The organism is Bacillus sp. JJ1127 (assembly GCF_036965845.1).
Lineage (GTDB): Bacteria > Bacillota > Bacilli > Bacillales > Bacillaceae_G > Bacillus_A.
Genome location: NZ_JBALQK010000225.1, coordinates 1,414 through 12,916 on the forward strand (window position 1 = coordinate 1,414; position 11,503 = coordinate 12,916).

An 11,503-nucleotide genomic window follows, 5' to 3' on the forward strand; every position below is an offset into this window, starting at 1 on the left:
ATTGTTAGTTGAACGAATCGGGCTTTTACGGGCAGTTGATCCCCCGCCTAACTTCTTTGCTTTTACTGAATTTTGAGGTGGGGGTCTTACTGCCCGCAAATAGCGGGATAAATAAAAAGAACCATCCTTTTTAAGTATTTCTCTCAAAAAGGATGGTAAAAAGTTAAAATATACGGTTATGAGATATTTTCCTTTTTTAGAAACCTTTAAAGCGTTTATAGTGGTTCAGGTAGGATATAATTAATATAATTGCTCCAAATAGAAGGGGAAGAGATATAAGTAAAGGAAAGGTTTTGAGTAAAGAGAGAATATATAAACAAAACGAACCAATCAGAAGACAAATAAACAGTAGAATATGAAATTTTCTCATATATAAACCTCCTCTATATATCATATTCAAAATGAAAACGTTTAGAATGTGACAGAAGTGTGAAATTCGACAAAAGGTATTGTCATCTGACGTCGAATCTTGTAATATAATAGATGTGAACGAATTCACATACAAACATATACCCCTTTGTTTGAACGTGAAAATTTCTCCCATCCCCTTTAATATTTTTATAAGCCGTAAAGAAAAAGACCTGGTGTTTTACACCAGGTCTTTTTCTTTTGCAATCCATTTCCAATACCGTTCACATTTCATTTCAATCATTCGTACTTTTCTTTTGAGTGACAATTTTTTTAGCTCTCGTTCCATTTCTTGTTGCGGACAGCCATATATAAATGCAAGTTCTTTAGATGACATAAACTGAACCATTTCTAGTAAGACCTCTAGCCGAGGTAATGGAGCAGGCTCAATATCGCACTTCACAAGTTCCTTTAATAACTGTACATATACATCATATGAATAAATTCCCGCAATTTTAATGCCTTCCTCATCTGAATTCGCATGAAAGAATACGAGGGAAGGGATTTCGGTAATATGCATTTCATTTGTGAATTTCAAATCACATTGGAATGCCTTTTTTGCACTAATTGAATGCAGGTCTTTTGTAAATTCTTCTATATCAATACCACTTTGCTCAGCACATGACAGTAATAATTCCGCATCTGGCTTGGATACATTTTCAAGAAAAATGTATTCTTGGAGTTTTCGCAAAAACCTCGAACCTGCTTTTCGACCTTGCAACTCAGCCGCTTTAATTGCCATAGAAACTAAATATGGTGTAGATGAGGCATCTTGCATATTGACCTTTCCATCACATGAAAATCCGTGCAAACTTGTTGTTTTTTCCCACACAAATCGAATATTAGCAGGTTTATTCCATTTGTGTGAGGAGGCAATGACCCCATCCACTTTGCCAGTTAATATATGTCGGATTGAAAAGTACTTTCCGTATTCGAGCCATAATTTAATGATGACTGGTTCGATGTCCCAACAGTCTTTACAAAGTGGATCGATAAACAAATAAGCTTCTACAGATTTATGTTCGCATTTGGAAAGAGAAGGCATATGCTTTGCTTCCTGTTTATCCATTATGCTTCACCTGTTTCATTTGGAGTATTGACCATATGTTGTGCCGTTAACGCTAAGCGCTCAAAAACAAATTCTCGAATGTGTCCGTGTACTCCAGTATCTTCCATAGCTTGCTCCATACATGCTAACCAGGCTTTTGCTCGCTTTGGTGTAATCTCAAAAGGGAGATGGCGTGCTCTTAGCATAGGATGACCGTGTTCTTCTGTGTATAAGCTAGGTCCTCCTAAGTACTGTGTTAAAAATTGCTTCTGTTTCCTGGCTGTTTCTGTTAAATCGTCTGGGAAGATAGGAGATAAGTCAGGGTGTTTGCTGACATAGGAATAAAATGTATCGACTAATGTTGCAATGCATTGTTCACCGCCAATTGCTTCAAATGGTGTCATTGGTTGCTTGCTCATCCTTTATAAACTCCTTTTCCATCAAGTGTATGTCTATTGTAGCAATGGATTGTTATGAAGAGCAACTAAACAGCTTTCATCCAATCTTTTGCTTATGATCTGTTTCTTAAGTAGAACTATTTTCTTCTAAAATGCTGAAGTAGAATCTGTCAGTTGGCGAAGACGAACCAGCAGTGAAAAAAGCGTTCACTGCCGGAAGTTTCACTTTAGCGTGCATTGTTTTGTTTTGCAAGAAAAAAGCGTTGCACTTTATTCTTTGTATGCCGAACAGGGATATGATATTGATTCAATAAGTGAAGAAAAGCAGCTTTACCTGTCGGCTCGTCTTGTACTTCGTATTCAAGTTCATAATCATCGTGATTGTAATAGAAACTATGATCAAATACAAGTGTTCCGCCTTTAAAAGGAATTTCTGCTCTTTCTGTTGTTAAGCTTCCCATATAAGCTAAAGTAGAAACAGGAATTTGTAATTCATGTAGCTCTTTTGCTACAGGGCCTGTAATAATTTGAGCGGTTTCCATCATAAGGTGCGCTTCTTGCTCTGTTAGCGTTTGATGCGTCTCAAGTAATCCAGTTTCAGCTGGTTGTTTTAAAGTTAATGTATAAGCGCCGTTTTTATGACGAATACGAAGAGCAGAGCCAGCCTCTTTTAAAGAAAAGTGCGGAGTTTCAAAATAATGATTTACTTGTTTTGTAAATGATTGAATGGAAAACGCTTTGCATAATGTTTGAAATTCCTCTTGTGTGACCATATTTTTGAATTCAATTTCAATTTCTTGTGTCATTGTATGAGCTCCTTTTTAAAAGTAATTCTGTAGACATTATCGCTTTTTCACAAATTTGGTTCAATGTTTTATTTGTTTGCGCCCATGTTATGATACAATAATAGTGCCAAGTAAGACAGGAAGCTGATATGGAGGAATTTGAGTATGCAAAATAAAATTCAAGTTAAGAGCGTAGAAGAAAGAGAAAATGCTCTTATTTTTTGTGCGGAAAATACGGAATTACAGGTGGAGGAGTTAACAGCACGTAATCACGTACTTGTAGACTCAGATCATTTATCATTTTTATATATCTTAGAAAATGAATCATCTTTCATTTATGTAAGTATTCCGCATACATATTGGGAAGCAATGCATGATGCAATGAAAAAAGAAAAGGTCATGTTTGTTCGTGTAAATAATATTGAGATTAAGTTAGAACAATTAAAAGAAGAAGTAGAATATTTAATTGAAAATATTGAAGGTAATGCAAATTACGGGGAAGAACTTGTGACAGCAGTAGAAAAAGTATTTCTGTAAGCAAATGGATTGATTTTGGTGGTGGTTGAAATGAATCGTAATTGGGAAGAATTTTTAGCGCCGTACCACCAAGCGGTGGCAGAGCTAAAAGTGAAACTAAAAGGAATGCGTTCACAGTTTACAATGTTAACAGAACACTCTCCGATTGAATTTGTAACAGGCAGGGTGAAGTCGGTTGCAAGTATTATTGATAAGGCGGAAAAGCGAAATGTACCGCTTGATCGGCTCGGAGAAGAAATGCAGGATATCGCTGGTCTTCGGATGATGTGCCAATTTGTTGATGAGATTAAGCCTGTTGTCGAATATCTTCGAAAACGGAATGACTTTGAAATTGTGGAAGAACGAGACTATGTGACGCAAAAGAAAGAAAGTGGTTATCGTTCGTATCATGTTGTAATTAGTTATCCTGTTCAAACGATTTGTGGAGAGAAAAAAGTACTAGTTGAAATTCAAATTCGAACGCTAGCAATGAATTTTTGGGCAACAATTGAACATTCTTTAAATTACAAATATAGCGGGCGCTTTCCAGAAGATATTAAAGTACGCCTTCAGCGTGCGGCAGAAGCAGCATTTTTGTTAGATGAAGAAATGTCTTCGATTCGTCTTGAAATTCAAGAAGCACAAAAGGTTTTTTCGCGCAAACAAGAAGCGAAAGAATCCGAATCATAAACTAAAGGGTGTTGGGCGATGAAATTTGCAATTATGTCAAAGGGAGATCAATCATCAAACGCGCTTGCGAGTACGATGACGGAATATTTGCAGGATTTTGGATTTACAATGGATGAAACGGAACCTGATATTGTAATTTCTGTTGGAGGAGATGGAACGCTTTTATATGCGTTTCACCGTTATTGTAATCGATTAGATGAGACTGCATTTGTTGGTGTGCATACTGGTCATTTAGGATTTTATGCAGATTGGTTGCCTACAGAAGTAGAGAAGCTAGTGATTGCGATTGCGAAGACACCATTTCAGGTAGTAGAATATCCGCTTTTAGAAGTCATTATTCGCTATGTGAATGGCAGTAAAGAATCAAGGTATTTAGCGATGAACGAAGCAACTGTAAAAAGTGCAGAAGGTACATTGGTTACAGAAGTAGAAATTCGCGGGGAATATTTTGAAACATTTCGCGGAGATGGTCTTTGCATTTCTACTCCTTCGGGAAGCACAGCCTATAATAAGGCGCTTGGCGGGGCAATTATTCATCCTTCTATTGAGGCAATTCAAATTGCGGAAATGGCATCGATTAATAACCGTGTATTCCGTACAGTGGGCTCACCGCTTGTTTTACCAAAGCATCATACATGTGTTTTAAAGCCAACTGCAGGAATGAATTTGCAAATTACAGTGGACCATTTAACGATGGTTCATCAAGATGTGAAATCAATTCAGTATCGCGTTGCAAACGAGAAAGTGCGATTCGTTCGTTTCCGTCCTTTCCCGTTCTGGAAACGAGTTCGTGATTCATTTGTTGCGGATGAATAGAGAGGGTTTATGCATTTGAAGAGATTTACACTAAAATGGTATATAACAGAGGCGGAAGAGGGAATGCTCATTCGGGAGTTTCTAAAAACGAAAGGGATTTCTAAAGCAGCTTTAACTGATATAAAGTTTCATGGCGGAGCAATTGAAGTTGATGGTAAGCATGCGACGGTTCGCCACATATTACAGGCTGGAGAAGAATTGCGAGTGTTTTTTCCGATTGAGGAAAGAAGTGAAGGCATGCAAGCTGAAAATATTCCACTGTCTATCGTATATGAAGATGATTCAGTTCTTGTAATCAATAAAGAACCATACATGTCAACCATTCCATCAAGGGAGCATCCGACTGGAAGTGTTGCGAATGCGCTTCTGCATCATTATGATAAACAAAATCTTGCGAGTACGGTACATATTGTAACAAGGCTTGATCGTGATACTTCAGGACTGATGTTAATTGCGAAAAACCGATTTATTCATCACCTTTTATCAAAGCAACATCAACAAAAGCAAGTGAAACGAACATATGAAGCGATTGTTCACGGAGAAATGCTGGAAGAATCGGGTACGATTGATGCACCAATTGGAAGAAAAGACGATAGTATTATTGAACGAATTGTATGCGAAGGTGGCCAAAAGGCAATTACTCATTTTCAGGTTATGGAGAGCTTCCCAAACAAGACGCGTGTAGCGTTGCAGCTAGACACAGGAAGAACGCATCAAATTCGTGTACATATGGCATATGTAGGGCATCCGCTGTTAGGGGATGACTTGTATGGAGGGAGTAGGTCGCAAATAAAACGACAAGCGCTTCATAGTACAAGTTTAACGTTTTATCATCCTATTTTAGAAAAACAGATGACTTTTCATGCAGATGTGCCAGAAGATATGAAAGAAGTATTGAAATAAGCTGCCTTCAGTGTATGAGGGCAGCTTTATTTTGCGGTTCGTTATGTAATAGGACGAAATTTCTCAGGCACAAACGGCATCGAAGAGGGAACTGAAATTGTCTCCATCTCCGGATAGCAAAGGCCTGTTAGTTTTCCTCCAAATACAGCCCCTGTATCAATATTTACGGTATGATTCACAAAGCGAGGTTCTGCTACAGGGGTATGTCCGTATATAATCCAGGCTTTACCTTCATAATACTTTGCCCAATCACGACGGACAGGAGAGCCATCAGGATGTTTTTCCCCTGTAATATCACCATATAATACAAAGGTTTGGACTTTCTTATCTGTTCTGCCTATATAATCTTGGCGAATACCAGCGTGACAAACGATGAGTTTGCCGTTATCTAATATATGGTAGAGAGGGGACTGTTCATATAGATCAATAAACTTTTTTTGTATGATTTTTTGCTCACGGGTAGGTAATGATTCATATTCAGCGACAGTTGTTTCTAATCCGTGTGCGATTGTTACGTTACGTCCGATAAAAAAACGGTATAGCTTATTACAATGATTCCCAGGTGCATAGTATGCTTCTTTTCGGTTTATTACAAGTTCCCATACAATTTCAATCATTTTGAGGGAGTGCGGACCGCGATCTGTAATGTCACCGACGAAAGCAAGTTGTCGCCCCACAGGATGAACGGGAAGTCCGCTTTCCCAATGATAGCCGAGTTGCTCTGTTAACGTTTGAAACTCTTCAAAGCAGCCGTGAATATCCCCGATAATATCATATTGCATGTTATAGCCCCCATCTTAGTTTTTTCTTAGTATACCTAAAGTGAATATGGAAAAAACCATATCCCATTGGATATGGTCTAATCAAACATAAATCTTTTCGTTCGTGATCGTACGTTTAGGATGAAGCCAATCGCAATCATATATGTGAGTAAAGAACTACCACCATAACTCATAAGTGGAAGGGTGATCCCTGTGATTGGAAGTAAACCGATTGTCATTCCAATGTTTTGGAATACTTGGAACGTAAACATGCCAACCGTTCCTGCACATAGATAACTGCCGAATGGATCTTTACATTCTAAAGCGATATGAATCATGCGGTAAATGAGCAGGAAGAAAAGTGAAATGACGACACTTGCACCTAAAAATCCAAATTTCTCTGCAATATTTGTAAAAATAAAATCTGTATGTGGTTCTGGAAAATATACGTCACTATTTTCCCATCCCTTTCCATGAAGCTCGCCAGAACCAGTAGCTAAAAGAGCCTGACGTAACTGATACCCTTGTGTATCGTATTCATAAGGTGCTAACCAGCCATAGAAACGATCTAATTGATATTCCTTTAAAATATGAGCCTTAAAGAATTCTGTATGTTCGAAGTAAATATAAGTTAACGCAGCAGCAGCTGCAATAACAAGAGCCGCTAAGCCTAAAATAAAGCGCCAACGTACACCAGAAACTAAAATCATTGCTGCGAGCATCGCCGAAATAACCATCGTATTTCCTAAGTCTGGTTCTTTCGCGATGAGAAGCAATGGAGGTAAACTAGCGGCAAATATTTTCCCAAGTAAAATCAAATCTTCACGCGGTGAGCGAAACGGATATTTCTCATTATGATTTGTGATAATCCTTGCAACGACAAGAATTAGAAATAATTTCATAATTTCAGAAGGCTGGAAATTACCAAGGCCCGGTAAACTGTACCAAGCGGTAGCTCCTTTAATTGTCACAGCTCCCGGAATTTTGAGTTCAAGTCCAATGAGGAGCAACATGGCAACCCCATATAAATACCAAGCGATTTGTTTATAACGATCAAAATCAATAATCATAATGACGAAAATGGCGATTATTCCAATGACGTACCATTGAATTTGTTTTAGTACGAAATTTACACTTTGTAAAGCCGGTGGTAAAGATGGCTGAGCACTTGCAATGGCAAAACAGCTCACAGCCGCGATTGCAAATAAAATGAGTATTAATATGTAATCTATTTGATATTGAGAATTCTTATTCTTCACCGTATGTAGTCCTTTCTATTGCTCTTTATATAATAAAAAAAAGACGTTATTACCATATTAGCGAATTTTGGATGGTTTGCAAATATGCTGTTTGGAATTTGAATGTGGGATGTTAGATTATATAGATATAAATTGAGAAACTGATAAAAAAACCTTTCTTTTTAGGTGGGAGAGAGGGTCCGACCATGCATAGAAGCGGTTAGGGCCTATTTTCGCCCCGTGCCATGTTAAAACAAAGGGAGAAAGTGAGAGCGGTTCTCTTTTATTCTTCATAGCCGCGGTTTATATTTTGAAAAAACACAATGGAATTATACAGATACAGATCGGACAGGTTTATTTTTTCATTATGAAATATTTTGTATTTTAATAAAGAAGAGAATATGTGACGTTCAAAATGACATGATGGACGAACTATCGAATGAAGTAATGAGAGAAGTACATTGTCGTAAAGAGAATATAATCATTTGTAAAAAAAGAATATGTTTATTATTGTTTTATTATGTTTATGTTATAATAAAAATAATATTTTTTGTTTTTTTGAATATGATAAGGGGATGATAATGTTTATGATGTCATTTCGTAATGAAAGGTTAAATGATTTAGCTTTTCCGATGCATACAGTTCGCTTAATTAGTAAAATCAACGAGTTTAAAGGGAAACAAGAATTATACAAACAACAATCTCCGCAAATTTTGAATACATTAAAAAACGTTGCGATTATTCAAAGTACGAAAGCGTCAAATAGTATTGAAGGTATTGTTATTACAAATCAGCGCTTAAAAGGATTAATGGAAAATAAAGTAGACCCAATGGATCGATCAGAAGGTGAAATTGCTGGATATCGTGATGTATTAGCTACGATTCATTCAGCATATGAAGCAATTCCGATCAATAGTAATGTAATTTTGCAGCTTCATAGGGATTTATATAAATTTGTACCATTAGAAGGAGGAAAGTGGAAAAATACGGATAATGTAATTGAGGAAAAGCTACCAACAGGGGAGAGATTTATTCGTTTTCAGCCACTTTCTGCCTTTGAAACCCCAAGAGCGATGGAAGAGTTATGTGAGTACTATAACGAATGTGTTCGTAAAGAAGAAGTAGATCCACTTCTTTTAATCTCTGCATTTATTTTAGACTTTTTATGTATTCATCCATTTAATGATGGAAACGGGAGAATGGCTCGGTTATTAACATTGCTTTTATTGTATCGTGCTGGTTATGAGGTAGGAAGATTTATCAGCTTAGAAAAAATTGTAGAAGAAAGCAAAGATTCGTATTATGAAATGTTGCGAAAGTCATCAGCAAATTGGCATAGCGGTGATCATAATATTTTATTTTGGACAAATTACTGGCTTGGCACAATGATTGCGGCATATAAAGAATTAGAGAGTCGTGTTGGAACAATTGAAACGACAAGAGGAAACAAGAGTCAGCGTGTAGAAGAGTTTATTACACATCGACTTGGTTATTTTACAAAAGAAGATATTCGGAATGCTTGTCCAGATGTCGCAGAAGCAACAATTAACCGAGTACTAAAGTCTTTGCGAGATCAAAAGAAAATTGAGCCCGTTGGTAAAGGCAGAAATGCGAAGTGGATGAAAATATAATGAGGAAATGACGTTGAACAAAATTGCATTGCTGAGAATCTGTGATTTTTTGTTTTGCCTTCTTTTAAATTTGTGATATGATATAAATATGTTACCAGGTACTAATAACTGATTATATTAAATAGATTTAGGGGGATAAATAAATGAATCTTCTCAACTTACAAGGGAAAAATATTATTGTTATGGGTGTTGCGAACCAACGCAGCATTGCATGGGGGATTGCTCGTTCTCTACATAATGCAGGAGCAAACTTAATTTTCACTTATGCTGGTGAGCGTTTAGAGAAAAACGTACGCGACTTAGCGGAATCATTAGAAGGACAAAAATCACTTGTTTTACCATGTGATGTAACAAACGATGAAGATATCGCTCGTTGCTTTGAAACAATTAAAGAAGAAGTTGGCGTTGTACACGGCTTAGCACACTGCATCGCATTTGCAAACCGTGACGACTTAAAAGGTGAGTTCGTTGATACATCTCGTGACGGATTCTTACTTGCACAAAATATTAGCTCATTCTCATTAACAGCTGTTGCAAGAGCTGCAAAACCATTAATGACAGAAGGCGGCAGCATTGTTACACTAACATACCTTGGCGGAGAGCGCGTTGTATCAAACTACAACGTAATGGGTGTTGCAAAAGCATCACTAGACGCAAGCGTAAGATACTTAGCAAACGACTTAGGACAACACAACATTCGTGTAAACTCTGTATCAGCAGGACCAATCCGCACGCTATCAGCTAAAGGTGTTGGCGACTTCAACAGCATCTTAAAACAAATCGAAGAACGTGCACCACTTCGCCGTAACGTAACGCAAGAAGAAGTTGGTAATACAGCATTATTCTTATTCAGTGATCTAGCAACTGGTGTTACTGGTGAGAATATTCATGTGGATTCTGGGTATCATATTTTAGGGTAATGGAGAGTCTTATTAAGCTGTAGGACAGGTGTTAAAAATATGTTTGTATCTATATAATATAAAGAGAAAACGCTATTCTTTTTGCAAAAAGAATAGCGTTTTTTTGAATCGTTTGATTCAAGGTGAATTGCAATCCTTATTTTTTTCTATTATGCTTCGAGCTAGTATTGAGAGGAAGTTGAAAGAACTAATTGAATGCAAAGTTTATAAATGGTACAAGGAAATACCCAACAATACATAAAGAGTCTTTTTTACAAGTGTCATTTGTTAGAAAAAAGAAGAAAATCTCAGCTTTATTAGGAAAAAATTATTACATATTAGGTGTTGTTGATAAGTATGCTATGCCTTGTGCAAAAATTGTTTAATTGTAAAAAATCAAACCTGCTAGAGTTAAAAAAATGTGTTTTTTAGAATGTTTTGTAAGTATTCCTTTCCACTGAAAATATAGAGTAATTTGTACAGTTCATTAATTTAGGCAGGGAGAGTAATACTTTCTATATCCTCACAACTTATGAGTATAAAATTAGTAGATGGTGGTGTAATTGAACTTTCTTCTGCTAATATAACTAGACACAGATTGGAATAAAATTCAAGAAGAGAAGCAGGCCCAATAATTTGTCCAGATCTAGTTGTTATTGTCACAATAGTTCCTGGTGGCCAACTATCAAATAAAAAACAAGCTATACCTTCGCAATTTGTCATACTTTTCACCTAACCTTAAATTTGATATTTGAATACGTGTTTTCTAAAGAAACATATAGTCAATATATGCAGAGGGGATATAAAATGTTTAGGTAAAGCAAACGTAGGTGACTTTTTTTGAATTAAAGGAAATAAAACCTTAGTAACCATTCGTCTTATGGTAGTGGTTACTTGATGAGAGGGACACAATTTTGCCTTATTATTTCATGTGAAAATAAATGGTGTAATATTTTTGTTTATGAAAATATATATTTATAAATTATTGAAGAAAACGAGTTGAGATGGTAAATAGAAAAATTTAACTGAAGAAGGGGGGAGTGTTGTTGGAGAAAGTCGGCACTCCAAAAAAGAAAGGCATTTTATTTGTGATGAATCCTATAGGCGGGGGAGTAGAATACTATCAACATACGTATATTGAGCAGAATAAACATAAGTATAGAATTTATAAGATGACGTTTAGATCTGGAATTTTTTGTATAGAAGATATAAATCAAAAAAGCCCTTTGTACGATGAATTCGAGTTTCATAATTATGATGAAAATAGCTTCCGATTACTACTCAAGTCAATGGATATTGAATTAATTTATATAAATCATCTCATTAAATTTCCTATATTTGATTTTATAAAATTCATTCAATGTTCTGAAATTAATTATATTTTTTTCATACATGATTTTTTTTGTATAT

12 protein-coding genes and 1 pseudogene are annotated in these 11,503 nt (G+C 36.2%); 7 read left to right on the forward strand and 6 right to left on the reverse strand.

Annotation, left to right across the window (positions count from 1 at the left end; translation table 11 throughout):
* Nucleotides 1–589: 589 nt before the first annotated feature.
* The 3 genes from V7183_RS20080 to V7183_RS20090 all read right to left on the reverse strand — a co-directional run bounded on the left by V7183_RS20080 (nucleotide 590) and on the right by V7183_RS20090 (nucleotide 2,660).
* Entirely contained in the window at nucleotides 590–1,477 is an 888-nt protein-coding gene (locus V7183_RS20080; RefSeq protein ID WP_335360616.1) for a ClpXP adapter SpxH family protein, read from the reverse strand.
* Nucleotides 1,477–1,875, reverse strand: coding sequence for a globin (locus V7183_RS20085; protein ID WP_097898182.1), 399 nt, complete (start codon nucleotides 1,873–1,875; stop codon nucleotides 1,477–1,479). The genes V7183_RS20080 and V7183_RS20085 overlap by 1 nt, the downstream gene beginning before the upstream one ends.
* A gap of 206 nt (nucleotides 1,876–2,081) precedes the next feature.
* Nucleotides 2,082–2,660: a CYTH domain-containing protein gene (locus tag V7183_RS20090; RefSeq protein WP_335360617.1), complete on the reverse strand. Its 579-nt coding sequence runs from the start codon at nucleotides 2,658–2,660 to the stop codon at nucleotides 2,082–2,084.
* Nucleotides 2,661–2,804: 144 nt separating this feature from the next.
* Here V7183_RS20090 and V7183_RS20095 point away from each other — a divergent pair, with 144 nt between their 5' ends.
* The 4 genes from V7183_RS20095 to V7183_RS20110 are packed head-to-tail and all read left to right on the forward strand — an operon-like array spanning nucleotide 2,805 to nucleotide 5,564.
* Nucleotides 2,805–3,176, forward strand: a complete 372-nt coding sequence (locus V7183_RS20095) for a hypothetical protein (RefSeq protein ID WP_335360618.1) — start codon at nucleotides 2,805–2,807, stop codon at nucleotides 3,174–3,176.
* Between the two features lie 30 nt (nucleotides 3,177–3,206).
* Nucleotides 3,207–3,845, forward strand: coding sequence for a GTP pyrophosphokinase (locus V7183_RS20100; protein WP_016113795.1), 639 nt, complete (start codon nucleotides 3,207–3,209; stop codon nucleotides 3,843–3,845).
* An 18-nt stretch (nucleotides 3,846–3,863) separates the two neighbouring features.
* Nucleotides 3,864–4,661: an NAD kinase gene (locus V7183_RS20105; protein WP_335360619.1), complete on the forward strand. Its 798-nt coding sequence runs from the start codon at nucleotides 3,864–3,866 to the stop codon at nucleotides 4,659–4,661.
* A gap of 15 nt (nucleotides 4,662–4,676) precedes the next feature.
* Nucleotides 4,677–5,564: an RluA family pseudouridine synthase gene (locus V7183_RS20110; protein WP_335360620.1), complete on the forward strand. Its 888-nt coding sequence runs from the start codon at nucleotides 4,677–4,679 to the stop codon at nucleotides 5,562–5,564.
* A gap of 41 nt (nucleotides 5,565–5,605) precedes the next feature.
* Here the strand turns inward: V7183_RS20110 and prpE are convergent, their stop codons facing one another.
* The gene (prpE, locus tag V7183_RS20115; RefSeq protein ID WP_335360621.1) at nucleotides 5,606–6,346 is read right to left on the reverse strand and encodes a bis(5'-nucleosyl)-tetraphosphatase PrpE; all 741 of its coding nucleotides are present in this window, start codon (nucleotides 6,344–6,346) and stop codon (nucleotides 5,606–5,608) included.
* Between the two features lie 77 nt (nucleotides 6,347–6,423).
* Nucleotides 6,424–7,584, reverse strand: coding sequence for an FtsW/RodA/SpoVE family cell cycle protein (locus V7183_RS20120; RefSeq protein WP_335360622.1), 1,161 nt, complete (start codon nucleotides 7,582–7,584; stop codon nucleotides 6,424–6,426).
* A 566-nt stretch (nucleotides 7,585–8,150) separates the two neighbouring features.
* Between V7183_RS20120 and V7183_RS20125 the strand changes: the two genes are divergently transcribed.
* Both V7183_RS20125 and fabI read left to right on the forward strand, forming a co-directional pair.
* Nucleotides 8,151–9,194, forward strand: coding sequence for a Fic family protein (locus tag V7183_RS20125; RefSeq protein ID WP_097898202.1), 1,044 nt, complete (start codon nucleotides 8,151–8,153; stop codon nucleotides 9,192–9,194).
* A 143-nt stretch (nucleotides 9,195–9,337) separates the two neighbouring features.
* Complete coding sequence (gene fabI / locus V7183_RS20130; RefSeq protein WP_097898189.1) at nucleotides 9,338–10,114, forward strand: enoyl-ACP reductase FabI; 777 nt, start codon at nucleotides 9,338–9,340, stop codon at nucleotides 10,112–10,114.
* Between the two features lie 471 nt (nucleotides 10,115–10,585).
* On the opposite strand, the gene V7183_RS20135 is transcribed toward fabI, so the two are convergent.
* Nucleotides 10,586–10,816 (reverse strand): CGEA protein, encoded by a 231-nt coding sequence (locus V7183_RS20135; protein ID WP_335360623.1) that lies wholly within the window; start codon nucleotides 10,814–10,816, stop codon nucleotides 10,586–10,588.
* 323 nt (nucleotides 10,817–11,139) lie between these two features.
* Between V7183_RS20135 and V7183_RS20140 the strand changes: the two are divergent.
* Nucleotides 11,140–11,503 (forward strand): annotated as a pseudogene (locus V7183_RS20140) (glycosyltransferase); the annotation flags it as partial.

What these genes read in the sequence shown, in the direction of transcription:
- V7183_RS20080 (WP_335360616.1), bottom strand. Translation starts at nt 1,477, where the DNA reads ATGGATAAACAGGAAGCAAAGCATATGCCTTCTCTTTCCAAATGCGAA.
- V7183_RS20090 (WP_335360617.1), bottom strand. Translation starts at nt 2,660, where the DNA reads ATGACACAAGAAATTGAAATTGAATTCAAAAATATGGTCACACAAGAG.
- V7183_RS20095 (WP_335360618.1), top strand. Translation starts at nt 2,805, where the DNA reads ATGCAAAATAAAATTCAAGTTAAGAGCGTAGAAGAAAGAGAAAATGCT.
- V7183_RS20085 (WP_097898182.1), bottom strand. Translation starts at nt 1,875, where the DNA reads ATGAGCAAGCAACCAATGACACCATTTGAAGCAATTGGCGGTGAACAA.
- prpE (WP_335360621.1), bottom strand. Translation starts at nt 6,346, where the DNA reads ATGCAATATGATATTATCGGGGATATTCACGGCTGCTTTGAAGAGTTT.
- V7183_RS20105 (WP_335360619.1), top strand. Translation starts at nt 3,864, where the DNA reads ATGAAATTTGCAATTATGTCAAAGGGAGATCAATCATCAAACGCGCTT.
- V7183_RS20125 (WP_097898202.1), top strand. Translation starts at nt 8,151, where the DNA reads ATGATGTCATTTCGTAATGAAAGGTTAAATGATTTAGCTTTTCCGATG.
- V7183_RS20135 (WP_335360623.1), bottom strand. Translation starts at nt 10,816, where the DNA reads ATGACAAATTGCGAAGGTATAGCTTGTTTTTTATTTGATAGTTGGCCA.
- V7183_RS20100 (WP_016113795.1), top strand. Translation starts at nt 3,207, where the DNA reads ATGAATCGTAATTGGGAAGAATTTTTAGCGCCGTACCACCAAGCGGTG.
- fabI (WP_097898189.1), top strand. Translation starts at nt 9,338, where the DNA reads ATGAATCTTCTCAACTTACAAGGGAAAAATATTATTGTTATGGGTGTT.